This is a genomic window from Nonomuraea sp. NPDC049624, assembly GCF_040675255.1.
Taxonomy (GTDB): domain Bacteria; phylum Actinomycetota; class Actinomycetes; order Streptosporangiales; family Streptosporangiaceae; genus Nonomuraea.
In genome coordinates this window covers 875840-898471 of record NZ_JBFAOR010000004.1, presented here as the reverse complement: position 1 = coordinate 898471, position 22632 = coordinate 875840, and the positions used below count along the sequence as shown (strand labels likewise).

The following is a 22632-nucleotide window of genomic DNA, read 5'->3' as shown; positions in this document are numbered from 1 at the left end:
CAGAGCCGGGCGCCACAGCGGGCCGCCTCAGTGAGGCGCCTCAGTGGGGCGGCTCAGCGGGCCGCCTCAGTGGGGCGGCTCAGCGGGGCGGCTCAGCGGGGCAGCTCGCGGGCGGTGGCGGCGGGCATGCCGGTGCGTCCGAGGTCGGCGTGCCGGCCCGCCAGCACGCCCGCGCGGTAGCCCGTGCCGCTGGTCGTCGGGACCGACATGCGGATGCGCGGATAGTGGGCGGCCACCGCCAGGTCGACCTCGGCCCGGCGGTCGGCCAGCACCAGCGCGGTGCCGGCCCCGGCGGCCTCGGCCTCCGTCGCGGCGCGCGTCTCGGCCTCGCGCAGCAGCCGGTACACCTCGTCGGTGAACCCCAGCAGCCACGAGCGCCGGTAGGCCCGCGCCGCGGCGAGCTCGCCCGGCGGCCGTACGCGGGCCAGGCCCGAGGCCATCTGCAGCAGCAGCGACGTGGCCAGCACGTCGGCGCGTTCGAGGTCGGCGGCGAAGCCGAACACGTGCACCCGCTGGCCGCCGTCGCCGCGGCCGATCAGCAGCGGACGGCAGCGGACGGCCTGGGCCACCAGGCTGACCAGGCGGGCCTTCTCCCTGGCCCACGGGGCGGGCAGGGTGACGATGCGGTCGCCGGGGGTCTGGCGGGTGCCGGGCGGCGGGAGGGTGTCGATGCCGTACTTGGCCATCAGGGCGGAGGCGGCCGCCAGGAAGGTGGCCCGCTCGTGCTCGTTGTCCGTGCGTTCGGCCTTGGCCAGGAGTTTCCTGACGCGTTCGAGCGTGCGCTCCCGCAACCGAGCTCCCCCTACTTGGCCAGCACCCGCCCGTCGTCGGCGATGGCCGGGAAGGCGCCGGTGTCGACGATGCCGTGCTGCTGGTACAGAGCCTCGATCAGGGCGTGCGCCTGCGGCTCCAGCTTCCACAGGGCACGATACTCGCGCGCGGTGGCCAGCGGGACGCCGATCTCCTGGGCGATGTCCACCGACCTCGGCACGATGCGCTTGGCGATCTGCCGGTCCCAGAACTCGCGGGCGGCCCTGATCTGGGCGGCGCGCTGGGCGGTGTCGACGACCTGGGGGGTGGCGTCGAACACCTCGGCGTCCTCGTCCTCGTCCTCGACGAGCTCGGCCAGCGCGGGCGGCAGCGCCGGGCGGGCGGGCACGGGACGGTGGTCGGCCTCGGGCTCCCACGGCACGCGCGGGTCGGCGTCTATGAGCGCGGTGGTGTTGTACAGGGCGGCGATCTGGGCCAGCAGCGCCTCCTGACGCTGCTGGTCGACGGCCAGCCCGGTGTGCTCGACGGCCTGGTCCATGGCCTTGTCGAGCCTGGCCAGCGCGCCGCGCATCTTGCGCTCGGAGGCGCCGCTGTCGCGCAGCGCCTTGGCGCGCTTGGCGGCCAGGGCGACGCGGGTGAGCCGGCGGTGGGCGTCGACCTCGGAGGCGGTGCGGTCGCTGACCTCGGCCAGGCCCATGCGGACGAGCAGGCGTTCGGGGGTCAGGCGCCAGTTGATGCGGCCGGTGCCGCGGATGCGGTGGCGTTCGATGGCCATGCCGCGTTCCCAGAGCCAGGCGGCGACCAGCGGGGCGGCCAGGCGGAAGACGGCCTCGGGGAGGCTGCGGGCGTCCATGCTGGACAGGACGGCGGTCAGGCAGGTCAGCGCCCAGACCGCGATGCCGTCGATGCCGGCGGAGAAGTTCTCCCGCATGTTGCGGCGGGCGCGGACGGCCGAGGTGATGATGGCGACCTCGATGAAGGCGAACAGCAGCAGGCGGAGCGGTCCGTCCAGGCCGAGCACGTCTCCGGAGAAGCGCCACATGCCCTGGGCGGACACGCCGGTGGCGATGGAGGCGGCGACGACGGTGAGCACGTCCTCGACGGGACGGGGGGCGACGTAGCGGGCGAACAACCAGCTTCCCGCGCGCCAGGCCATCCGGAGCACCAGGAACGCCAGCACGAGCCCGGCCAGGCCCAGCAGGGCGATGACGGCGGTGGCGAACGGCTTCTCGGCGACGAAGGCTGCTATTTCCTCAAATGTCGGCATCAGTCACTATCCGCGAGGCTCAACTCCAGCTTGTCTTGCGACGAGATCATCGCAGACTGTCGCCCCCTTGTACGCCAAACGCCACCGATTTCCCCTGTCTCCCACCGGTTCCTGTGACACACGCCGTACCAGAAGGGGGTTGTGGCTAGTCGGCGGCCCGCGACGCGGCGCACAATGAGGCGCACCCCGGCCTCCCGCGCGGGATCACGCGACGGGCGGCGCGGGCGGCGCGAGACGGGCGGCCAGATGGACGATCGGGCGGGTGGCCAGGGGGGACGTGAGGGTGAGCGGCAATTTCGTCCTTTCGGAGGGCAACAGCCGCCTGTCCGGATGGGACCATCTACCGAGGGATTTATCCCAACATAGTGCGATGTATCCCAGCAGGACGGATATCCATGTCTGACTCAGAGTTCCCCTTCGTCCAGTTCATGCGCGAGGACTTCGACCCGGTCGCCGAGCTCGGCCGCATCCGGGCCGAGCACGCCGTCTTCCCCATGAAGATCCCCGGCGACCAGACCGTGCACCTGGTCACGCGCTGGGAGGACGTACGCGGTGTCCTCGGCGACCACGAACGGTTCAGCAACGACTTCGCCGGCATCTCCGGCCTGGGCTCCAACCAGGAGGACCCCGGCGGCCTCGGCTTCCGCGACCCGCCCGAGCACACGCGGCTGCGCAAGTACCTGACCCCCGAGTTCACCATGCGCCGCCTGCGCCGCCTGGAGCCGCGCATCGAGGCGATGGTCGAGGAGCACCTGGACCGCATCGAGGCCAAGGGCCCGCCCGCGGACCTGGTCGAGGACTTCGCGCTGCCGATCCCGTCGCTGGTGGTGTGCGAGCTGCTCGGCGTCCCGTACGAGGAGCGCGCCGACTTCGTCAGGATCAGCAAGGACCGGTTCGACCTGTCGGCCGGCCCCGAGGCGTCCCTGCAGGCGATCAACGACGCGATGGCGTACCTGGTGGACCTGGTGGCCCGCGAGCGGCGCGACCCCGGCGAGGGCCTGCTCGGCCAGCTCCTGCGCGAGCACGGCGACGACCTCGACGACCGCACGCTGGCCAGCATGTCCGACGGCCTGCTCACCGGCGGGCACGACACCAGCACCAGCATGCTCGCGCTCGGCGCGCTCTGGCTCATGCGCCACCCCGAGCAGGCCGCCAAGGTGCGCGAGGTGGACGGCTACGTCAACGACGTCGTCGAGGAGCTGCTGCGCTACATGACGGTCGTGCAGGTGGCCTTCCCGCGCTTCGCCCGCGAGGACCTGGAGCTGCACGGCGTGCCGATCAAGAAGGGTGAGATGGTGCTGTGCTCGCTGACCGGCGCCAACCGCGACCCCTCGCTGGGCCCGGACATGGACGAGGTGCGCCCCGGCCGCGAGACCGCCCGCTCGCACCTGGCCTTCGGCCACGGCATCCACCGCTGCATCGGCGCGCCGCTCGCCCAGATGGAGATGCGCATCGCCTTCCCCGCCCTGCTGCGCCGCTTTCCGGACCTGCACGTCTCGGGCGAGGTGCCGTTCAGGGAGCTGGCCATCGTGTACGGGGTCAAGGAGCTACCCGTCGCCTGGTAGAGCGGTTACGTTCACAGTGTGGACGAGCCCGTCATCGATCTGGCCTCGATCAGCGCCGTGGTGTTCGACATCGACGGCGTGGTCACCGACACCGCCCGGGTGCACGCGGCCGCCTGGAAACACGTCTTCGACGCCTTCCTGCGCGGCCGCTGCGATCCGTTCGACATCCGTGACGACTACCTCCGGCACGTCGACGGCCGGCCGCGGCTCGACGGCGTGCGCACCTTCCTCGCCGCGCGCGGCCTCACCGTGCCCGACGGCGGTCCCGACGACGAGCCGGGCGCGCCCACCGTGCACGGGCTCGGCCTGGCCAAGGACCAGATCTTCGTCGCGCAGGTGGACAAGTACGGCGTGGCCGCCTTCCCCGCCACCGTGGCCCTGCTGCACGAGCTGCGCCACCGGGGCGCCCGCACGGCGGCCGTCTCGGCCAGCCTGCACGGCCGCCGGCTGGTCACCGCCGCGGGCGTGGCGCACCTGTTCGACGTGGTCGTGGACGGCGGCGACGCGGCCCTGATGAACCTGCCGGGCAAGCCGGACCCCGCCCTGTTCCTGGAGGCCGTGCGCCGCCTGGCGCTGCCCGCCGGACGGGCCGCCGTGGTGGACGCGGCGCTGCCGGGCGTCCAGGCGGGCGGCAGGGGCGGCTTCGGGCTGGTCGTGGCGGTCACCCGGGACGGTCCGGGCGACGCCGCCGCGCCGGCCGGGCACGGCGCGCACGTCGTGGCGCCCGACCTGGCCGGGCACGGCGCGCACGTCGTGGTGTCCGATCTGGGCGAGCTCGGCGTGCGCGGCAGGGTCCTACCCTTGAGGGCGTGACGGTGCTGATCGATCCCCCCGACTGGCCGGGGCCGCGCGGCCTGATGTGGTCGCACCTGGTGAGCGACAGCTCGCTGGAGGAGCTCCACGCGTTCGCGGCCCGGCTCGGGGTGCCGGGCCGGGCCTTCGACCGGGACCACTACGACGTCCCCGAGACCGTGCACGCGCGGGCGGTGTCGCTGGGCGCCGAGCCGGTCAGCTCGCGCGAGCTGCTGCGCCGCCTGATCGCCGCCGGTCTGCGCCGCCGCAAACGCCACGACCCCGGCGCGCCCTAGCCTCCCGCCAGGCGGGCCAGCTCGGCGGTCATGTTGGCGCGCGCGGCTTCCTCCCACAACTCGCGGGCCCGGTCCGTACGGTAGAGCCGCGGCGCGGCCAGCAGCCTGCGCAGCACCTGCGCGCGGCCCTGCCGGAACAGGTCGTCGGGCACGTGCGCGTACTCGCGGCGGATGTCGGCGGCGTAGGCGTCGTAGCCGGGGCGGCCCAGCACGGCCAGGTCGGCGTCGCACAGCACGGCCCCGTCGCGGTCGCCGGCGGCCACCGTGTCGTGGGCGGCGGTCAGGCGGACCAGCCGGGCGGTCGCGGCGACCCGGCCGGGCGGCACCCCGCAGCGCGGCAGGCGCGCCTGGGCGAGCTGGGCGCTGCGCTCCTCGTCCCAGCCGGGCCTGCCGTCGTAGACGGCGTCGTGGAACCAGGCGGCCAGGCGCACGGCGGCGGGGTCGGCGGCCTCCCCGGCCAGGTCGTCGACGGCGGCCAGCACGGCGGCGAGGTGGGCGAGGGTGTGGTAGCGGCGGTGGGGCTCGGCCCAGCGGGCGATCAGCTCGGCGCCTGTGGCCAGCGCGGCCGGGGAGCCGCCCGCCAGAGCCAGCCACCCGGCGGCGAGCCGGGCCCTCGGCGCGGGGTCCGGGCGGTCGTCGATCACGCCTCCACCGTAGTGGCCGGGCGGTACGTCCCGGCGTTGTGTCCTTGAATACACCCGGTATTTACCCGGCTGTCCCTCCGCTCTGCCTGTCCGTACGGGGACCTGGTTCCCCCCGGAAAGGAGACAGCGACATGGCGACCGGTGAGTTCCAGGTGATGAAGGTTCCGGCCGAGCAGCTGACCGGCGTGCTGCACGGTCAGGTTGTCGACCCGGGCGCCCAGCCCACGAACGTCGTGAGATGCGGCGAGGGCTGGACCGTCGACGTGAGCTGGGAGGTCGCCGGCGAGCTGGTCGACTGGCTGGCGGGACGGTGGCATGTGGAGATCATCGCCGACCTGCTGGGAGGTGGTGAGACCCGTCATCCCTCGCCGCCTGTGGAGTTGACGTTCACCCCTGGCTCGGGACGGTACACCGCGTCGGTCCCGATGCGCGGTCAGCTCGGCCCCGGCACCTATGACCTGGTGGTCAACCTCACCACGACGACGGCCGCCGGCTCCGCGGGGGCGCTCGGCGGCTTCGTCGTGATCAGCAAGATATCGGTGAAGGAGTAGCCGCCCGCCGCCCCGGGCCCCTCCCGGGGCGGCGGGCGCCCCGGGCCGGGCTCGGATCGCCCTGCAACCGCACCGCAAGTCACCCGCCCTACGCTCCGGGCGGCGGTCACGGGGAAAGCGGGACCGCCGCCCTGTATCTGCCGCCCTGTATCTCACGTCACCGGACGCGCTCTGACCCGGTGAGGATCGACGGTCCCAGGGGGGACCACTGACGGGAGACCTCATGTCCGAAGTGGAACAAGCGCTTGCGCCAGGCGCTGCGATGACGGCGGACGACGTGCTGCGCATCGCCGCCTGCAAGGACAGGAACCCTGCGCTCGAGGCCATGGTCATCGCCCATGGCTACCACCGCGTCGCCGGGGACCTCGCCCAGCACCTGGGCCAGGACGCGACCAACTGGTACTGCTACGCCAAATGGACCTCCAAGGCGGTCGCCGAGAGCCTGGACCTGACGGCCGGCTCGCCCTTCCTGACCGGTTTCGGCGACCGGCTGCACGTGCCCGCGCGCCTGCGCCGCCTGTTCCGCGCCCTGTTGCTGACCCTGCTCGGCCCCAGCTACCAGCTCGGGCTGGCGCTGGCCAACCGGGCGATCTTCCTGGAGACCGCGAGCCTGGCGGCCAACCTGTGGAACGGCACGCCCGACTGCTACGTCAAGGTGAGCCCGGAGTCGGAGAACACGCCGATGCCGCCGGAGTTCCTGTCCGGGCTGCTGGAGGAGGCCGACGAGCGCTACCTGCGGGACGCCGCCCTGCTGCTACGACAGGCGCGCGCGGCCACCGACCCCGACGAGCGGGCCGAGCTGATGTTCGGGGCGAGCGTGGCGCTGTCGGCCTACGAGCAGAAGCGCGCGCAGAAGGCTCTGGAGCTGGTGCTGTACCGGCCGGTGCGGTGGCTGACCCGGATGTCGTGGCGGTCGCTGCGCTCGCTGGTGACCCGGCGGCCCTACCCCCGCTTCCCGCTGTTCAGCGCCCGGCACGAGGACCAGCCTTGGCTGACGCGCGTGCTGGAGGCCAAATGGTCCTCGCTCTACACCCGTCACCTGTTCGCCGTGCGCACGCCGCTCAGCGACGTCAGGGTCGGCCGGCCGCTCGTCCCGCCGCCGGGCGTGGACATGGCGCTCGCCTGGCGGCCGATCAGGAACGAGAAGGTGCGCAAGCTCGTCGAGGAGTTCATCCCGGACGACGTCGAGCAGGCCACGGCCGGGGTGGCCGACTGGGTGTCCTACCCCGACCGCATGCGCTTCATCGTCGGCTACTTCCGCACCTACCAGCGGGTGGGCGCGCTCTACGACCCGCCGTTCGGGCCGGAGCTGACCGCGGCCCTGGAGGCGGAGACGGCCCGCGGCACGCTGCCGGAGCCGGTCCCCGAGGCTCCGCGGGCCGACCGGCTGCTCCCCGGGATGCGGCGCAAGGTCTACGCCTTCCCCGAGGAGACCGATCCCGACGCCTACGAGATGGCGCGCTTCGACTTCGAGCCCTTCCTGGAGGCGATCCCTCTTGACCGGTCAGGAAACTAGGACTCAGTCCAGGAAGTCCCTGGTGATCTCGCGGTCCTGCAGGAGCCCGCGCAGCCTGGCGAAGCAGCGGGCGCGGGTGGGGCCGATGCTGCCGACCGGCCGGCCCAGCCGGCGGGCGACGTCCACGTAGTGCGGCTCGGAGGTTTCCGTGAGTGCTCGAAACAGCACGCGCTGGGCCGCGGGCAGCTCCTCGACCAGCTCCTCCAGCGTGCCGGCCAGCCAGATCCTGGCCAGTTCCCTGTCCACGTCGTCCGTGCTGCCGAGCGTGTCGAGGTCGGGCGTGCAGATCTCCCGGGTGCGCCTGGTCAGCTTCAGGCACTCGCGGAAGGCGATCGTGGCCAGCCAGCCGGGCATGCGCTGGGGGTCCTCGACGCTCTTGAGGTTCTGCCAGGCCAGCAACCAGGTGGTCTGGAGCACGTCCTGGGCGTCCTCGTGGCCGAGCCGGAAGCGCCGGATCCTCGACCGCAGCATCGGCGTGAACTCCTCGACCAGCCGCTCCCACGCCTGGGCGTCGCCCTCCTGGGCGTCCGACACGAGGGTGGCGGTGTCGCGGCGCTCCAACGTATCCAACTGCATCATCGTCTCCCCGCCGGCCGGGGTCCTCGGGGGTCAACCTCCTGCGACCGGCCCCCCAACGGTGCTCCCGGCGGCCTTCGCGCACTGTCGCGGACGACACAGTGCGAGTGTGGCGCTCGTCACATTCGGGAGATCGCTTACCACTTACTGCCCGATCGGCGTTCGCGTCCTAAAGTTCTTCCATGAGCGCCAGCAGCGGGGCGGTTCCACACGACGTCCAGGCGGTCGCCGCCGTGCTGGCGGAGGTTCCGCTGTTCCGTGTGCTCGGACCGGCCGGGATCACGGGCACCGTGCGCGCCGGGGTGGCGCGCAGATACCGCAACGGGCAGATCATCCTGCACCAGGGCGATCCGGGCGAGTCCCTGTACGTGCTGCTCGACGGCCTGGTGAAGGTCGTCTTCACCACCGAGCACGGCGACGAGATCGTGCTCAACATGCTGGGCCGGGCGGAGACCTTCGGCGAGATGGCGCTGCTGGACGACTCGCCGCGGTCGGCGTCGATCATCGCCGTGCGCCCCTGCTGGGTGTTCGCGCTGCCCAGGGCGCGGCTGCTGGAGCTGATGCGGGAGCATCCCGGCCTCGCCGACGAGTTCCTGCGCATGCTCGGGCAGATGGTCCGCAGGCTCACCGGGCAGGCCGCCGACCTGGCCTTCCTCGACCTGGGCGGACGCCTGGCCAAGCTGCTGCTGCAACTGTCGGTCAAGCGCGGCCAGACCCAGGGCCCGGTCGTGGACATGCCGGGGCTGACCCAGTCGGACCTCGCCGCGCTGATCGGCGCGTCCCGTCCGGCGGTCAACCGGGCCCTGCAGTCGCTCGCCGCCCGCGGCCTCATCGCCATGAAGGGGCGGACCATCACGTTGCTGGACGTCGAGGCGCTGCGCAAACGCGGAGGCCTCTGACCGGACCTGGAGTACGCGGAACATGAACGAGCACGACAACGCCCCCGCCGAGCGCTGGCCGGCGGAACGGTTCCGGCAGTTACGGCAGCAGGCCGACCCGGACATCGACAAGATCGTGGCCGGCTACCTGGAGACCAGGCCCGAGGGGGAGAACGCGCTGTCCCTGCTGCGCGCGGTCGTGGTGGAGCTCGGCCGCGCCAAGCAGGAGGCGCGGGCGCCCTCGGGCGAGACCGGCCCCTCGGCCATCTTCGACGCCATCGACTTCGCCAGGGACCTGCCCGAGTGGGGCGAGGACGCCGAGCTGCTGGCCCGCGGCCAGGCCGTCTTCTCCGACTACGGGCTGTACCAGTCGGTCGCGCTGTTCTGCAAGTGCCTGCCCATGGCCTACGTCGAGATCTCCAGCGCCAAGGTGCTGGCCGGCGTGTCCGACCTGGCCACCCACAGCCTCACCCGCCGGGTCGCCGAGACCGGCCAGATGCTGGTGGACGTCATGGGCCTGAAGGCCACCGACAGCCTGACGCCGGGCCGTCCGGGGCACACGACGGCGATCGGGCTGCGCATCCTGCACTCGTTCGTGCGCGCGCTGGCCACCGAGCACTTCGGCGACGACTGGGACACCGCCAGGTTCGGCCCGCCGGTCAACCAGGAACTGCTGCTGGCCACCATCTTCGACTTCTCGGTCGTCACGTGGGAGGCTCTGGAGAGCATGGGGGTGCGCCTCAGCGACGCCGACAAGGCCGCCCATCTGTACACGTGGAGCGTCTTCGGCCACCTCATGGGCGTCGAGGCGTGCCGCGACCGGCCGCTCACCCTCGACGACGTGCCGCCGGTCAGCGAACGGCTCGGCCGCCTGTACGAGTCGAGCGAGGAGGGCCGCAGGCTGATGGCCGTGCTGCTGGCGGAGATGGAGGCGTTCATGCACCTGGGCTGGCGCAAGCTGCCGCGCAGCCTGGTGCACTGGGTCTTCCGCGACGCCCGCTACAACGCCGCCCAGGTTCCGGCGCTGCTCGACGTGCCGCCGCCGGCGTGGTGGTTCAACGCGCTGTTCGCCGCGGCCAGGGCCGGCAACCGGTACGGCCGCCTGATGGGCCCGGTCGACGCGGTGGTGCGCTGGCTGGTGCGCCGGGCGGGCAAGCACATCGTCATCGCCATGATCGACCGCTACTCGGGCGGCCACGCCGCCTTCCAGATCCCCGAGGAGCTGGCCGCCCAGTGGCGCGTCCGGCAGTCGAAGGCCGCGCGCCGCACGCGCCGGCTGCGCCACAGCGTGCGCAAGGGCGTACGGAAGGGCGTGGGCAAGGCCGCCAGGGCGCCCGTGCGGAAGGAGGGACCACCCGCGTGAGCATCCCGCACGAACCGGGCACGCTGACCACGGCCACCATCCTGTTCACCGACGTGGTCAGCTCCACAGCCATGCGGATCAGGCTGGGCGAGGAACGCGCCAACGTCGTCTTCCGCCGGCTCTACCAGCTCCTGCACTCGGTGGTGACGGCCAGCGGCTCGACGTTCACCAAGAGCCTGGGCGACGGGCTGATGGCGGTGTTCGGCTCGGCCACGGCCGGGCTCGACGCGGTCATCGCCGTCGAGCAGGCCGTCGCGGCCGAGAACGAGCGGGCGCTGGAGAAGATCTCGATCAGGGCCGCGCTGGCGGCGGGCGACGTGTGCTGGGGCGCCGACGACGTCAGCGGGCTGCCCACGGTGGAGGCGGCCCGCCTGGTCGCGGTGGCCGAGGGCGGCCAGGTGCTCTGCACCGACCTGGTGCGCCGCCTGGCCCAGGGCCGCAGCCGGCACGAGTTCAAGGACCTGGGCCGGCTGCCGGGCAAGGGCCTGCGGGAGCCGATGCACACCTACGAGCTCCACTGGCAGAGCGCCGACAACCAGCATGCCGGCGGGCTGGCGCCCTGGCTGGACAGCGGGCACGTGCTGCCGTTCGTCGGCCGGGACGAGGAGCTGCGGGCGCTGGAGGAGGAGCTGGGTGCGGCCGAGTTCGGCAGCGGGCTGGTGATCCTGCAGGGCGATCCGGGGGTCGGCAAGACCCGGCTGGCCTCGGTCGTGGCGCGGCGGGCGCTCAAGCGGCAGTTCACCGTGCTGGCGGGGCGGTGCACCGATCCGGCGCGGCAGGCCTACGAGCCGATCGCCGGGGCGGTCGAGCGGCTGGCCCGCACCTCGCCGGCGCTGTTGTTGCGGGCCGGGGTCGACCAGCAGTGCGGGCAGCTCGTCCGGCTGGCGCCCTCGCTGGCCGCTCCCCCGCTGTCGCTGGCCGTGCCGCCCGCCACCGAGCCGGTCTCCGAGCGTTACCACCTGATGGCCGCGGCCCGTACGCTCATCGAGCGCCTGGCCACCGTGCGGCCGGTGCTGCTGGTGATCGACGACCTGCAGTGGGCGACGCTGGAGTCGCTGCAGATGTTGCACTCCCTGATGTGGGACGCCGACTCGCTGCCGCTGCTGATCCTGGCCACCTCGCGCCCGGTGCCCGTCGAGTCGGCGATGCCCGAGCTGCACAAGCTGACCGCCGACGGCCGCCTGGTGCAGGTCTCCTCCTTCGGCATGGACGAGGTCAGCCGGGCCCTGTCGGAGGTGCGCAGCGACGGCGACCCCGAGCTGCTGTACCGGATCACCGGCGGGAACGCGTTCCTGGTCACCGAGGTGGCCAGGGAGCTGGCCGCGGGCGCCGACCTCGACGCGCTGACCGTCCCCGACTCGGTCACCCGCATGGTCCGGGCGCGTCTGGCGCAGCTCCACCCCGACGCCCGCGACCTGGTCAGCCTGCTGGCCGTGGGCGAGCGCATGGAGTCGGCCGCGCTGCGCCTGGGCCTCGGCCTGGACGAGGCGCGCTTCGTGGCGGCCGTCGAGGAGGCCATGGGCGCGGGCCTGGTGACCATGGCCGACGGCGGCCAGTGCCAGTTCTCCCACGAGCTGACCCGTACCGCCCTGTACGCCACGCTGTCGGCCCCCCGCGCCGGGCTGCTGCACGGCCGGGTCGCCGACGCCCTGTGCCAGGCCGACCCGCAGGCCATGGAGTCGCGCCCGTACGTCGTGGCCACCCACCTGCTGGCCGCCGCCGAGCACGGCCGCGACCCGCGCCGGACGGCCGAGGCCGCCGAGGCGGGCGTGCAGGCGGCCCGCCACGCGCTGGCCGGGCTGGCCCACCGGGAGGCGGTCACCTGGTACCAGCGGGTGCTCGGCCTGCTGGCGGACTTCCCGGGCGCCTCCCCCGAACGGCGCGCCGAGCTGCTGATGGACTGCGGCCGGGCGATGTGGCTGGCCGGGCACCCGGAGGCGCGGGAGACCCTGCACCAGGCCGCCGAGCTGGCCAGGGAGTGCGGGCGCGACGACCTGATCGTGGTGGCCGCGCTCGGCGGCGACCGCGGCTTCTCCAGCATCTCCGCCGCGCCCGACCAGCGCCGCATCGCGCTGCTGACCGAGGCGCGCAAGCTGGTCGACTCGACCGACCTCAGCACCCGGGCGCTGCTGGCCGCCCTGCTGGCCTCCGAGCTGATCTGGGCGCCCGACGGCGAGCGGCGCTTCGCGCTGAGCGACGAGGCGGTCGCGCTGGCCCGCAAGTCGGGCGACCCGCGCACGCTGGCCAGCGTGCTCGGCATGCGCAGCCTGACGATCATCCCGGCCGACCCGCTGCACCAGCGCCACCGCGACGGCGACGAGATGCTGGAGGCGGCCCGCCGCACGGGCGACGACCTGGCGCTGTTCCACGCCTACGTGCAGCGCACCCCGCCGGTGCTGGACAGCGGCGACACCGCGCGTGCCGCGACGCTGCTCGACCAGGCCGACGAGCTGGCCCGCCGGCTGGCCCAGCCGCAGCTCAACTGGCTGATCGGCTACTCCAGGGCGGGCCTGACGCTCATGCAGGGCGACCTGGCCCAGGCCGAGACCGAGGCGCTGTCGGCCATGCGGCTCGGCACCGAGATCGGCCGCCGCCTGGAGGCCGTGGCCATCTACTCCGAGCAGATCTCCGAGATCCGCCGGCTGCAGGGGCGGCTGTGGGAGCTGGGCGACCGGCTGCGCCGCGCCGCCCAGGCGCCCCGGGTCGACCCGGTGCACGCCGTGCTGCGCTACCTGTGCGAGATGGGCGCCGAGGAGGCCGGGCCGCTGCTCGACCGCATCCTGGCCGACCGCGGCGGCGTGCCGCCGCGCAACATGGCCCACCGGCCGGCCCTGGACAACCTGGCCGTGGCCGCGGCGCATCTGCGCCGTCCCGAGCTGGCCGAACGGCTGTACGCGTCGCTGGCCGCCGACGGCGAGACGTTCGGCCACGGCACGGTCGCCCACCACTGCGGCCACCACTACCTGGCCCACCTGTGCGTGACGATGGGCGACCCGGCGCGGGCGAGCGAGCACTTCGAGGCCGCCGCCGAGGTGCACGAACGCAGCGGGGTGCCGCTCATGCTGGCCGAGTCGCTGCTCGACTGGGCCGACCTGCTCGACACCGCCGACGTCGGCGGCCCGCGGCCGGCCGCGCTGCGCGAGTGGTGCGCCTCCCTGCTGCCGGGCCGCGGCGCGCTCCTGCTCGACCGCCGGCTGTCCGCGCACCCCGTTTAACCTGCGGCGACATCGGGCAACCCGGCACGGGGGGCGCGACGAAGGGGTACGGGGTGCACGGATGGCCGGGGGATTTCCACCGATCGGGGCGTACGCGTTCCTGTCGGACTGTCACACGGCGGCGCTGGTCGCGCCCGGCGGGGCCGTGGAGTGGATGTGCGCGCCGCGCTTCGACGGCCCGAGCGTGTTCGCGCGCATCCTCGACCGGGGGCTCGGCGGGGCATGGGAGTTCGACGTGGCCGGCGCGCGGGTCGAGGAGCGCGGCTACGTCGAGGAGACGCTGGTGCTGCGCACCCGCTGGGTCGGCCGCGACTGCGAGGTCGTGGTGCACGACTTCTTCGCCACGTCGCCGCCGGGGACGGGCGGCAGCGGCGTGGTGCCCGTCCGGCTGCTGGTGCGGTGGGCCAGGTGCGAGCGGGGGCGGGCGGTGGTGCGCTCGCGGGTGCTGGCCAGGCCCGACTACGCCACCCGCGAGGCCCGCTGGACGCCGCGCGACGGCGTGCTGGCCGAGGAGTCCGGCCTGCTGCTGACCGGCATGGCAGGGGTGACGGAAGAGGTGACCGAGGGGCCGACGGCACGGCCCATGGCCGAGGCCACGCTCGGCGAGGGCGAGTCGTGGGCGGTCGCGCTCGACTACGCGGGGCAGGGGCACGCGCCCGTCCGCGATCCGGAGCGGCTGCTGGCGGAGACCGTGCGGTCGTGGCGGTCCTGGTCGTCGCGGTCGGCCTACGACGGGGTGGGGGCGCGGCAGGTGCGGCACAGCGCGGTCGTGCTGCGCGGGCTGCTGTTCGACGAGAGCGGCGGGCTGCTCGCGGCGCCCACGACGTCGCTGCCGGAGTGGCTGGGCGGGCAGCGCAACTGGGACTACCGCTACGTGTGGCACCGCGACGCCGCGCTCATGGTGCTGGCGCTGCTGCGGCTCGGCCATCGCGAGGAGGCGGGCCGCTACCTGACGTTCCTGCTCGGGCAGTGCGCGATCCACGAGGGCGACCTGCCGCCGGTGTTCGGCATCGGCGGCGGGCCGGTCGCCGGCGAGACCGTCCTCGGCCATCTGGAGGGGTACGCGGGCTCGCGTCCGGTGCGGATCGGCAACGGCGCCGCCGGTCAGCACCAGCTCGACGGCTACGGCCACGTCCTGGACGCGGCCATGGCCTACCACGGCGTGACCGGCGAGCTGCACGGCGGCCCGGTGTTGTGGCGGCTGGTGGAGCGGGCCCGCGAGCGGTGGCGGGAGCCGGACGCCGGCATCTGGGAGGTGCGCGGCGGCGAACGCCACTGGACCTACTCCAAGCTGTACGCCTGGGTCTGCTTCGACCGTGCGGTCCGGCTGGCGGAGGCGACCGGCGAGCCCGGCCTGCCGCTGGCGCAGTGGCGGGCCGAGCGCGAGGCCGTCCGCGCCGAGCTGCTCGAACGCGGCTACAACGCCTCCGTCGGCGCCTTCACCCAGTCCTACGGGTCCGACCAGGCCGACGGCTCGCTGCTGCGGCTGCCGCTGCTCGGCTTCCTGGACGGCGACGACCCCCGCGTGCTCGGCACCCTCGACCACATCCAGGCCCGCCTGGGCGAGGGCGGCGCGCTCGTGCACCGCTACGACCCCGAGACCACCCGCGACGGCGTGGACGGGCCGGAGGGCGCGTTCCTGATGTGCTCGTTCGAGATGGTCTCGGCGCTGGTGCTGGCCGGGCGGACGGCCGAGGCCCGCGACCGGTTCGAGACGCTGTGCGCGCGGGCCGAGCCGCTCGGGCTGTTCGCCGAGGAGATGACCGGCGACGGGCACATGACGGGCAACTATCCGCAGGCGTTCACGCATCTGGCGCTGATCGAGGCGGCGCTCAACCTCGACGCCTCCGGCACCGTCGAGGCCCTGCACGACTGGGCCGAACGCGGCGGCTGACCCGGGGCCTGCCGGGGCTCCCGGGAGCCTTCGTGAGGGCGGCTGCTAGGGTGCGGCGGGTGAGCGGTCGCGCGGTACTCGTCACGGGAGCGTCCAGAGGCATCGGCAGGGCGGTGGCGATGGCGTTCGCCGCCCAGGGTGACCGGGTCGCGGTCCACCATCGCGACTCGGCGCGGGCGGCCGCTGACGTGCTCGGCGAGCTGCCGGGCACGGGGCACGTCGTCGTCCAGGCCGATCTGGCCGACCCCGAGGGCGTGCGGCGCATGGCCGACGAGGCGGCGGGGGCGCTAAGCGGGCTCGACGTCCTGGTCAACAACGCGGGCGTCTACCATCTCCACCCCATCACCACGACGTCGTACGAGGAGTGGCAGGCCGCCTGGCGCCAGGCGTTCGAGGTGAACCTGATGGGCCCGGCCAACCTGGCCTGGTGCGCCCTGCGCCACATGCGCGCCGGCGGCCGCATCGTGAACGTCAGCTCCCGGGGCGCCTTCCGCGGCGAGCCCGACGCCCCCGGCTACGGGGCCAGCAAGGCCGGCCTGAACGCGATGAGCCAGTCGCTGGCCGTGGCCCTCGCCCCGCACGGCATCGCGGTCGCCGCCGTGGCCCCCGGTTTCGTGGCGACGGACATGACCACCGAGCACCTCAAGCCGCCCGCGGGGGACGCGATCCGCGCGCAGAGCCCGTTCGGCCGGGTCGGGGAGGCCGACGAGATCGCCGCCGCCGTGCTCTACCTGGCCTCGCCGGCGGCCGAATGGGCCAGCGGCACCGTCCTCGACCTCAACGGCGCCTCCTACCTTCGTTAACGCCCGGAAATATCGGAAACCCCCCATTTTTCGGCCTGGCCGGGTAGCTTGCCGCACGGAGATTCCCGAGGACCGAGAGGACGACCGGTTTCGATGAAAACGCGCAAGCACATCGCACGGCTCATCGTCGGCGCGGGCACGCTGGCGGCGGTGCTCACCGTGAACAGCGGGGTGGCCCAGGCCGCCGGACCGTACCCGTACGCGGGGGCGGACGACGTCGGCCGCCGGCTGACGGTGTGCGCGGACGATCTGATGGTCCGCGACTTCGTCGGCACCCTGCACCGGGGCCAGACCTTCACCGTCAAGGGCTTCGACGGCGCTTACAAGGAATGGGTGTACGGCTTCGCCTACGGCAACGTCAACGCCAACGGCGTGGTCGAGAACGGCTGGTTCTGCGACGCCTGACGGCACCCCGTACACCCCGGCCCGTGACCAGGAACGCCCTGGTCACGGGCCTTTTCGCGGCGCCGGTCCGTACGGCGCGGTAGCGCGGCACTACATCCGTCGTCGTAGAGGCGGCCGGCATTTGATCCCTCGGGGGTAGCGGCAGATGAGTCCGCCGGTGGGACGCCACGAAGCCCCGGCCGGACGACGATTACCAGACATGAGATCCCGAGTCAGGTACCTCCAGGGCGCCGCGCTGCCGACGACCGGGCTGCTCGCTGGCGCGTTCGGACACGGCGCGGCCGACGTGGTGCCCACGTTCGCAGCCGTGCCGCCGGACGTGCGCCTGACCTTCCACACCACGATGACGAAGGTCGACGAGCCGGTCATGCGGAGCGCGATGGCCCTGGCCGTCCTGACCACGGCCGCCTTCGTGCTGGTCGTCGTCGCCGCGGTCGCCGCCCGTCCCTCGACCTCGTCCCGTTAGGAGAACCGTCATGTTCCTGCGTATCGCGCTCGCCGCGCAGACCGTCGCCCTGCTGCTGCAGGCCGTCACCGCCGGGCTGCTGCTGAGCACGCCGGGCGGCCGGGCCGCCCACAGCGCCACGGCGCTGGCCGTCGCGGCCGCCGTGCTGCTGTACCTGGTCGCCGCGGTGATGACCAAGCAGCGGGCGGCCATCCTGCCCGCCGTCGGCATGCTGGTGGCGACGCTCGTGCAGATGGCGCTGGGCATGGCGCACGTGAAGGGCGTGCACGTGCCGCTCGGCGTGCTGATGTTCGGCGGCAGCATGGTGCAGACCACGCGGGTCTGGTCCGCCGGCCGTCTCCGGACGACGTCGGCATGAACCGCATGACCGGCGGGACGGGCATGACGGGCATGACCAGGCGGCAGGCGCTGCGGCTGCTCGGCGTGGGCGCGGCGCTGGGCGTCTCGGGCTGCTCGCTGCTGACCCGCACCCCGCTGCCCCAGCTGATGACCAGCGACGCGCCGCTGCCCGCGCCGTACGCCGTGCCGCTTCCGCGGCCCACGGTGGCCAGACCGGCCAGGACGGACGCGGGCGCCGACTACTACGAACTCCTCCAGCGCCCGGCCGAGGTGGAGATCCTGCCCGGCCTGCGCACCCCGGTCTGGGGGTACGACGGGCAGTTCCCCGGCCCCACCATCCGGGCGCGCTCGGGCCGCCGGACCGTCGTGCGCGTCGGCAACCGCCTGCCCGCTCCGACGGTCACCCACCTGCACGGCGGGCACACCCCGCCCGAGTCCGACGGCTTCCCCACCGACCTGGTGCAGCCGGGCGCGCACCGCGACTACGTCTTCCCGCTGGAGCAGCGCGCGGCCACGCTGTGGTACCACGACCACCGCATGGACTACACCGGCCCGCAGGTCTGGCGCGGCCTGGCCGGCTTCTTCATCGTCGACGACGACGAGCAGGACAGGCTGCCGCTCCCGTCGGGCGAGCGGGACGTGCCGCTGCTGATCTGCGACCGCGCCTTCCAGGCCGACGGGACGATGCCCTACCCCGGCAGGCAGGACGGCCCCGGCGCCCGCGAGGCGTTCATGGGCGGCGTGCTGGGGGACGTCATCCTGGTCAACGGCGCGCCCTGGCCCCGGCTCGGCGTGGACCGCGCCCGTCACCGGCTGCGGCTGCTCAACGCCTCCAACGCCCGCACGTACGAGCTGGCCCTGTCGCCCGGCGGCGCCCTGACCCAGATCGGCAGCGACGGCGGCCTGCTGGCGGCGCCGCGCCCGCTCCAGCGCGTACGGCTGGCGCCCGGGGAACGCGCGGACGTGATCGTGGACTTCGCCGCCTACCGGGTCGGCGACCACGTCGAGCTGCGCAACCTGCTCGGGGAAGGGCCGCAGGCCCGGGTGATGCGGTTCACCGTCGAGCGCGACGCCCGCGACGACTCGGCGATCCCCAAGGTCCTGTCCACCGTCGAACGCCTCGACCCGGCCGCGGCCGCGGTGACCCGCGACTTCGAGTTCAGCAGCGGCGACCTGCGCGGCCACACCGGCTGGCTGATCAACGGCAAGCCCTTCGACGTGCGCCGCGTCGATGCCCGGCCCAAGCTCGGCCAGGTCGAGATCTGGCGGGTGACCAGCGACGTCGCCCACCCCGTGCACCTGCATCTGGCGCCCTTCCAGGTGCTCTCGGTCGGCGGCGAACGGCCGGACGGCCCGCCGGAGTGGAAGGACACCGTCGAGCTGCGGGAGGCGCAGACCGTGGAGATCATCACCCGGTTCACCGGCTACCGGGGCCGGTACGTCCTGCACTGCCACAACCTCGAACACGAGGACATGGCCATGATGAGCACCTTCGAGGTGGTCTGACCCCGGGCCGCGATGGAACGCCGTCACTCCCCCGCCAGCACCTCCGCGCCGAACTTCACGAAATAGGCGGCGGTCTCGGCGTCGGCCGGGTAGTACGACTCGATCGAGATCTCGTCCAGCGTGATGTCCATCGGGGTGCCGAACGTGGTGGTGGTCGAGAACAGCCGCAGTTCGGCCGTACCGAACCGGAAGATCATCGGGACGGTGACCTCCGGCTCGACCGGCCGGCCCGCCTCCTCCAGGCCCGGCGTGGAACCCGGGGCGAGCAGTTCCTCGTAGATCGCGTGCAGCTCGGCGTCGGGGGCGACGGCGAGCTGGCGCGAGATCCGGGCCCGCAGGACCGCCCGCACCTCGGCCAGGTTGACGATCCGGGGAGCGAGCCCGCGGCGCTCCAGCCCCAGCCGGACGATGTTGACCGGCGGCCGCAGCAGGTCGGGCGCGACGTCCACGAGGAACGCGTCGACGGCCCGGTTGCTCATCACGATGTTCCACCGGCGGTCGAGGACCACCGCCGGGTACGGCTCGTGGGCGCGCAGCACCCGCGCGACCGCCTCCCCGGCCGTCCCCAGCGCGTCCCCGGTGAGCGGGTGCTCGGCGTACCGGGGGGCGAATCCGGCGGCGAGCAGCAGCCGGTTGCGCTCCCGCAGCGGCACGTCGAGCTGGTCGGCCAGCCGCAGGATCATCTCGGCGCTCGGGTTGGACTTACCGGTCTCCACCAGGCTCACGTGCCGGGCGGAGACGTCGGCGGCGATCGCCAGATCGAGCTGGCTGAGCCGCCGGCGATGCCGCCATTGCCGCAACATGTCCCCGACAGTCCGCATGGCCGCCGAGACTACTGGACGTCCGCCATGAAATCCCTTTTCATCGACATCCTCGGCGGAGCCGACCAGGGTGTTCCCATGACGAACGACAACAAGGCCATCGTGCGGCGCGCGCTGACGGAACTGATCGGGACGGGCGACGTCGACGCGCTCGCGCCCCTGCTGAGCGACGACTTCCGCCATCACCGGCCCGGTTCGGCGGCCTCGACCAAGACCGAATGGCTCGGCGCCGTGCGCGCCGCGCTCGTCCCGCTGGCCGGCATGCGCGTGGAGATCGACCACGTGCTGGCCGACGGCGACCACGTCGTGATGCACTCGCGCCGTCAGGCGCCGGACGGCGGCCCGGAGATCGTGGTCGTGGACATCTGGCGCCTGGACGGCGGCCGCATCGCCGAGGCCTGGGAGATCATCGAACCGCTGTCCCAGGCCGCCGCCAACCTGACCTGGTGGGATCCGCCCGTCCGCTGACGTGCGCCGCGCACCGGCCGGTACGACGAACAACGCCCGCCGTGAGGTACCCAGCCGGAACGTGTCCATGGGGGCATTGCACGTGCTCAGAGCGGTCGACATCGACCCCGCCCAGGTCCAGCGCGACCTGGACCGGCAGCCGTCCGGCGCGGAAGGCGGGGCCGGCGGGGAACGGGGGGAAGGCGGGGCCGGCGGGGACTCGGTGGTGCACTTCAGCGACGCCGCCGCCGGCCAGGTCCTGGGGGCGCTGGGCGCCGAGTCCCGCCTGGTCCGCCGGGCCGTGACGGCGGCCCTGGCCGGCTACGTGCACCTGCGCGCCCAGACGTCGGCCGCCGGCGATCCGGCGCAGGCGCTGGCCGAGGCGGTGCGGCAGCAGCTGCAGCCGCTCATCGAGCGCATCGAACGGCTGGAGCAGAACCTGGGCTCCACGTCCGGGCCCCGGTGACCAGGGCCGGGGACACGCCGATCCGCCGCCGCCGACCCCCGGCACGCCTGGCCCGCGTCCTGATCAGCTCCGTGGCCGTCGCCGTCATCTGGCTGCTGATCCTGCTGCCGCTGCTAGCCGACGGCCGGTGAGGCGGGCGCGCTAGCCCTGGAGCCGCATGAGCTGCCACTGCGCGAACGAACTGACCTCCTCGTCCTTCACCCTGGCGGCGAGGCGCAGCAGCGCCGCGTCGTCCTCGGCCATGCGCGTCGCGGTCGCCGCGGCGAACAGCCGGGCCACCGGGTCGGCCCCCTCCAGCGCGGCGACGACCTCGCCCGGGTCGGGGTCCTCGGTGTCGGCGGCGACCAGCCCGGCCGCGAGCCGTCCGACCTCGGGATCGGCCAGCCGGGACAGCCCCGCCATGAGCTGTTCGGTCGAGGCCATCGCCAGGAAGTGCAGGACCTTCCACCGGATGGCGGTGTCGGAGGTCCGGCTCAGGGCGAGGGTCTGGGCGATGACGCCGGCGTGCCGCTCGTCGGCGGCGAGCAGCACGAACTCGACGGCGAAGAACCGCACCTGGGTCCGCGGATGGGCCAGCAGGGCGGGGACCTCGTCCAGCAGCGGCTCGGCCGGCTCGCCCAGCTCCGACAGCAGCCAGGCGCCGGTCTGCACGGCGTCGTCGTCGCCGCTGCGCAGCAGGATGCGCAGGTTCTCGACGGGATAGCCGTCGAACAGCTCGTTGAGCAGGTCGTTGGCGACCTGGCCGCGGACCTCGTCGTCGGCGGGGCGGGCGAGGATGCGCGCCATCAGGTCGTCGCCCGTCTGTGTCTGCATGTGGTGCTATTTCCCCTCGTTGGCCTTGCGCTCAAGGTCGCGCAGGAGCTGCTGCTCCTGTTCCAGCCGGGCGGCGTGCCCGGAGTCCCTGCCGAGCCGGGCCTCGTTCATCTTCCGCGTCAGGATGCTGTTCTTGACGTCGGCCGCCGCCTGCTTCGCCTGCTCCGGTGTCATCTTGCTGACGTCGTTGCTGCTGGGCAACCTGCCGTGCATGCGCTGCGCGGCGTTGTCGAAGCTCGCCGAGGCGTTCGGGTCGTAGCCGCCGCCCTTCCCGCCCTTCCCGCCCTTGCCGCCCTTCCCGCCGCCCCTGCGCCGCATCTGGAGCATGCCGTCGCGGGCGTGCGGCCGCTTCTCCATCTCCTTCATGATGCGGCGCATGGTCTCGGTCACCCGGCCGCTCAGCACCGGGGCCAGGCCCCTGGCGGTGCCCTCGGCGCCTTCGAGCGCCACCTTGCCCACGGCGTGGCGGGTCATCTGCATGCGCGCGAGAGCGATCATGCCGCCCGCGGCGCCGCCGAACAGCAGCGCCTGGGTGGCGGCGGTCAGTCCGTACGCGGCCTGCGTGCCCACGGCCAGCTTGACCGCGCTGACCACGTTCGCGGTGCCGTCGAGGACGGCCGGCGCGACCCTCGCCGCCGAGGCGGCCTGGGAGATGTGGCCGCCGCCGTCGCCGACCTGGTTCCAGTGGCCGGCCAGGTGCGTGGCCGAGTCGCCCTGGTAGGACTGCGACGCGTTGCGTACCGACTCGTCGGCCGCGGCGCCCTGGGCCGACGACGCGGCGAGGACGACCCGCCAGTCGTCGGCCTCAAGCCGCCACTCGTCCTCGTTGTCGTTCGGCCAGGGGAAACCGATGAGGTTGAGGAAACCCGCCACGTGCGGGTCGAGGGTCACCGCCACCCGGGGCTCTCGAAGCTCTCGACGGTGGCGCTCTCCGCCGCCCGGGTGTTCCTCGCGACCATGCGCAGCCCCTCGCCGGTCTCGGCGATCTGCCCGCCGATGCCCGTCAGCGCGTCGAGCGAGGTCTGCAGGCATTCGTTGTAGGTGGCGATGATGGTGGCGAACAGCCCCTCGCCGCCGAAGGTCCGGGCGCCGCTCCCCCGCTGCCGCAGCCGCGTGACCGCGGCCTCGTAGTTCGCCCCATGGCCGGTGACGTATGCGCCGTCACGGCTCACCGCCCCCGCGGCGATCTCAAATCCCGTCATGCCCAGAAAGCATATCCAGTCAAATCCGGCACAGAC

Annotated in this window: 25 protein-coding genes; 17 read left to right on the top strand and 8 right to left on the bottom strand. The window is 73.5% G+C overall.

The genetic code is table 11. The annotated features are described in order from the left end of the window. Positions 1-92: 92 nt before the first annotated feature. Together AB0J76_RS20615 and AB0J76_RS20610 are read right to left on the bottom strand one after the other, a co-directional pair. Complete coding sequence (locus AB0J76_RS20615) at positions 93-791, bottom strand: DUF2786 domain-containing protein (protein WP_352322572.1); 699 nt, start codon at positions 789-791, stop codon at positions 93-95. A gap of 11 nt (positions 792-802) precedes the next feature. Continuing rightward, complete coding sequence (locus tag AB0J76_RS20610) at positions 803-2038, bottom strand: hypothetical protein (RefSeq protein WP_352322573.1); 1236 nt, start codon at positions 2036-2038, stop codon at positions 803-805. 395 nt (positions 2039-2433) lie between these two features. Here AB0J76_RS20610 and AB0J76_RS20605 point away from each other — a divergent pair, with 395 nt between their 5' ends. Genes AB0J76_RS20605 through AB0J76_RS20595 form a run of 3 tightly spaced genes read left to right on the top strand, consistent with a single transcriptional unit; the run spans position 2434 to position 4691 of the window. Beyond that, positions 2434-3603, top strand: a complete 1170-nt coding sequence (locus AB0J76_RS20605) for a cytochrome P450 (protein ID WP_352322574.1) — start codon at positions 2434-2436, stop codon at positions 3601-3603. A gap of 18 nt (positions 3604-3621) precedes the next feature. Further along, on the top strand, positions 3622-4416 hold the full coding sequence (locus tag AB0J76_RS20600; protein ID WP_352322575.1) for an HAD family hydrolase: 795 nt from the start codon (positions 3622-3624) through the stop codon (positions 4414-4416). Then, the gene (locus tag AB0J76_RS20595) at positions 4413-4691 is read left to right on the top strand and encodes a DUF4031 domain-containing protein (RefSeq protein WP_352322576.1); all 279 of its coding nucleotides are present in this window, start codon (positions 4413-4415) and stop codon (positions 4689-4691) included. The genes AB0J76_RS20600 and AB0J76_RS20595 overlap by 4 nt, the downstream gene beginning before the upstream one ends. Here AB0J76_RS20595 and AB0J76_RS20590 read toward each other — a convergent pair. Continuing rightward, the gene (locus AB0J76_RS20590) at positions 4688-5335 is read right to left on the bottom strand and encodes a metal-dependent phosphohydrolase (RefSeq protein ID WP_352322577.1); all 648 of its coding nucleotides are present in this window, start codon (positions 5333-5335) and stop codon (positions 4688-4690) included. The two genes, AB0J76_RS20595 and AB0J76_RS20590, sit on opposite strands and share 4 nt — an antisense overlap. A 131-nt stretch (positions 5336-5466) precedes the next feature. Between AB0J76_RS20590 and AB0J76_RS20585 the strand changes: the two genes are divergently transcribed. Next, positions 5467-5886, top strand: coding sequence for a hypothetical protein (locus AB0J76_RS20585; protein ID WP_352322578.1), 420 nt, complete (start codon positions 5467-5469; stop codon positions 5884-5886). Positions 5887-6148: 262 nt separating this feature from the next. After that, a complete protein-coding gene (locus AB0J76_RS20580) occupies positions 6149-7402 on the top strand; it encodes a hypothetical protein (RefSeq protein WP_352327785.1) in 1254 nt (417 codons plus the stop codon). A gap of 3 nt (positions 7403-7405) precedes the next feature. On the opposite strand, the gene AB0J76_RS20575 is transcribed toward AB0J76_RS20580, so the two are convergent. After that, positions 7406-7972, bottom strand: coding sequence for a sigma-70 family RNA polymerase sigma factor (locus AB0J76_RS20575; protein ID WP_352327786.1), 567 nt, complete (start codon positions 7970-7972; stop codon positions 7406-7408). 188 nt (positions 7973-8160) lie between these two features. Here AB0J76_RS20575 and AB0J76_RS20570 point away from each other — a divergent pair, with 188 nt between their 5' ends. The 9 genes from AB0J76_RS20570 to AB0J76_RS20530 all read left to right on the top strand — a co-directional run bounded on the left by AB0J76_RS20570 (position 8161) and on the right by AB0J76_RS20530 (position 18847). Beyond that, positions 8161-8877, top strand: a complete 717-nt coding sequence (locus AB0J76_RS20570) for a Crp/Fnr family transcriptional regulator (protein WP_352327787.1) — start codon at positions 8161-8163, stop codon at positions 8875-8877. Positions 8878-8899: 22 nt separating this feature from the next. After that, complete coding sequence (locus tag AB0J76_RS20565; RefSeq protein WP_352327788.1) at positions 8900-10219, top strand: oxygenase MpaB family protein; 1320 nt, start codon at positions 8900-8902, stop codon at positions 10217-10219. Continuing rightward, the gene (locus AB0J76_RS20560; RefSeq protein ID WP_352327789.1) at positions 10216-13434 is read left to right on the top strand and encodes an AAA family ATPase; all 3219 of its coding nucleotides are present in this window, start codon (positions 10216-10218) and stop codon (positions 13432-13434) included. Before AB0J76_RS20565 ends, AB0J76_RS20560 begins: the two co-directional genes overlap by 4 nt. A gap of 61 nt (positions 13435-13495) precedes the next feature. Beyond that, entirely contained in the window at positions 13496-15328 is a 1833-nt protein-coding gene (locus AB0J76_RS20555) for a glycoside hydrolase family 15 protein (protein ID WP_352327790.1), read from the top strand. 59 nt (positions 15329-15387) lie between these two features. Beyond that, the gene (locus tag AB0J76_RS20550) at positions 15388-16131 is read left to right on the top strand and encodes an SDR family oxidoreductase (RefSeq protein WP_352327791.1); all 744 of its coding nucleotides are present in this window, start codon (positions 15388-15390) and stop codon (positions 16129-16131) included. A 93-nt stretch (positions 16132-16224) separates the two neighbouring features. Next, positions 16225-16536: a hypothetical protein gene (locus AB0J76_RS20545; RefSeq protein WP_352327792.1), complete on the top strand. Its 312-nt coding sequence runs from the start codon at positions 16225-16227 to the stop codon at positions 16534-16536. Between the two features lie 199 nt (positions 16537-16735). Beyond that, a complete protein-coding gene (locus tag AB0J76_RS20540; protein WP_352329313.1) occupies positions 16736-17002 on the top strand; it encodes a hypothetical protein in 267 nt (88 codons plus the stop codon). Between the two features lie 10 nt (positions 17003-17012). Next, positions 17013-17360 carry a hypothetical protein gene (locus AB0J76_RS20535; protein ID WP_352329311.1) on the top strand — a complete coding sequence of 116 codons (348 nt, stop codon included), beginning with the start codon at positions 17013-17015 and terminating at the stop codon, positions 17358-17360. Continuing rightward, positions 17357-18847 carry a multicopper oxidase family protein gene (locus AB0J76_RS20530; RefSeq protein ID WP_352329310.1) on the top strand — a complete coding sequence of 497 codons (1491 nt, stop codon included), beginning with the start codon at positions 17357-17359 and terminating at the stop codon, positions 18845-18847. Before AB0J76_RS20535 ends, AB0J76_RS20530 begins: the two co-directional genes overlap by 4 nt. Before the next feature lie 23 nt (positions 18848-18870). Here the strand turns inward: AB0J76_RS20530 and AB0J76_RS20525 are convergent, their stop codons facing one another. Further along, complete coding sequence (locus AB0J76_RS20525; RefSeq protein ID WP_352329308.1) at positions 18871-19668, bottom strand: helix-turn-helix transcriptional regulator; 798 nt, start codon at positions 19666-19668, stop codon at positions 18871-18873. A gap of 78 nt (positions 19669-19746) precedes the next feature. On the opposite strand from AB0J76_RS20525, the gene AB0J76_RS20520 reads away from it, so the two are divergent. From AB0J76_RS20520 to AB0J76_RS20510, 3 genes are all read left to right on the top strand, one after another. Beyond that, entirely contained in the window at positions 19747-20136 is a 390-nt protein-coding gene (locus AB0J76_RS20520) for a nuclear transport factor 2 family protein (RefSeq protein WP_352329306.1), read from the top strand. A gap of 67 nt (positions 20137-20203) precedes the next feature. After that, the gene (locus AB0J76_RS20515) at positions 20204-20581 is read left to right on the top strand and encodes a hypothetical protein (protein WP_352329304.1); all 378 of its coding nucleotides are present in this window, start codon (positions 20204-20206) and stop codon (positions 20579-20581) included. After that, positions 20578-20712 carry a hypothetical protein gene (locus AB0J76_RS20510; protein ID WP_352329303.1) on the top strand — a complete coding sequence of 45 codons (135 nt, stop codon included), beginning with the start codon at positions 20578-20580 and terminating at the stop codon, positions 20710-20712. The genes AB0J76_RS20515 and AB0J76_RS20510 overlap by 4 nt, the downstream gene beginning before the upstream one ends. A 10-nt stretch (positions 20713-20722) precedes the next feature. Here AB0J76_RS20510 and AB0J76_RS20505 read toward each other — a convergent pair whose 3' ends face one another. From AB0J76_RS20505 to AB0J76_RS20495, 3 genes are read right to left on the bottom strand one after another with little or no spacing between them, the layout of a single operon-like run. Then, the gene (locus tag AB0J76_RS20505) at positions 20723-21394 is read right to left on the bottom strand and encodes a hypothetical protein (protein ID WP_352329301.1); all 672 of its coding nucleotides are present in this window, start codon (positions 21392-21394) and stop codon (positions 20723-20725) included. 6 nt (positions 21395-21400) lie between these two features. Further along, the gene (locus AB0J76_RS20500) at positions 21401-22291 is read right to left on the bottom strand and encodes a hypothetical protein (protein WP_352329299.1); all 891 of its coding nucleotides are present in this window, start codon (positions 22289-22291) and stop codon (positions 21401-21403) included. Beyond that, positions 22282-22596: a hypothetical protein gene (locus AB0J76_RS20495; protein WP_352329297.1), complete on the bottom strand. Its 315-nt coding sequence runs from the start codon at positions 22594-22596 to the stop codon at positions 22282-22284. The genes AB0J76_RS20500 and AB0J76_RS20495 overlap by 10 nt, the downstream gene beginning before the upstream one ends. Positions 22597-22632: the final 36 nt, after the last annotated feature.

What these genes read in the sequence shown, in the direction of transcription:
- AB0J76_RS20495 (WP_352329297.1), bottom strand. Translation starts at nt 22,596, where the DNA reads ATGACGGGATTTGAGATCGCCGCGGGGGCGGTGAGCCGTGACGGCGCA.
- AB0J76_RS20505 (WP_352329301.1), bottom strand. Translation starts at nt 21,394, where the DNA reads ATGCAGACACAGACGGGCGACGACCTGATGGCGCGCATCCTCGCCCGC.
- AB0J76_RS20545 (WP_352327792.1), top strand. Translation starts at nt 16,225, where the DNA reads ATGAAAACGCGCAAGCACATCGCACGGCTCATCGTCGGCGCGGGCACG.
- AB0J76_RS20580 (WP_352327785.1), top strand. Translation starts at nt 6,149, where the DNA reads ATGACGGCGGACGACGTGCTGCGCATCGCCGCCTGCAAGGACAGGAAC.
- AB0J76_RS20540 (WP_352329313.1), top strand. Translation starts at nt 16,736, where the DNA reads ATGAGATCCCGAGTCAGGTACCTCCAGGGCGCCGCGCTGCCGACGACC.
- AB0J76_RS20515 (WP_352329304.1), top strand. Translation starts at nt 20,204, where the DNA reads ATGGGGGCATTGCACGTGCTCAGAGCGGTCGACATCGACCCCGCCCAG.
- AB0J76_RS20535 (WP_352329311.1), top strand. Translation starts at nt 17,013, where the DNA reads ATGTTCCTGCGTATCGCGCTCGCCGCGCAGACCGTCGCCCTGCTGCTG.
- AB0J76_RS20605 (WP_352322574.1), top strand. Translation starts at nt 2,434, where the DNA reads ATGTCTGACTCAGAGTTCCCCTTCGTCCAGTTCATGCGCGAGGACTTC.
- AB0J76_RS20570 (WP_352327787.1), top strand. Translation starts at nt 8,161, where the DNA reads ATGAGCGCCAGCAGCGGGGCGGTTCCACACGACGTCCAGGCGGTCGCC.
- AB0J76_RS20530 (WP_352329310.1), top strand. Translation starts at nt 17,357, where the DNA reads ATGAACCGCATGACCGGCGGGACGGGCATGACGGGCATGACCAGGCGG.
- AB0J76_RS20525 (WP_352329308.1), bottom strand. Translation starts at nt 19,668, where the DNA reads ATGCGGACTGTCGGGGACATGTTGCGGCAATGGCGGCATCGCCGGCGG.
- AB0J76_RS20610 (WP_352322573.1), bottom strand. Translation starts at nt 2,038, where the DNA reads ATGCCGACATTTGAGGAAATAGCAGCCTTCGTCGCCGAGAAGCCGTTC.
- AB0J76_RS20585 (WP_352322578.1), top strand. Translation starts at nt 5,467, where the DNA reads ATGGCGACCGGTGAGTTCCAGGTGATGAAGGTTCCGGCCGAGCAGCTG.
- AB0J76_RS20555 (WP_352327790.1), top strand. Translation starts at nt 13,496, where the DNA reads ATGGCCGGGGGATTTCCACCGATCGGGGCGTACGCGTTCCTGTCGGAC.
- AB0J76_RS20520 (WP_352329306.1), top strand. Translation starts at nt 19,747, where the DNA reads ATGACGAACGACAACAAGGCCATCGTGCGGCGCGCGCTGACGGAACTG.
- AB0J76_RS20565 (WP_352327788.1), top strand. Translation starts at nt 8,900, where the DNA reads ATGAACGAGCACGACAACGCCCCCGCCGAGCGCTGGCCGGCGGAACGG.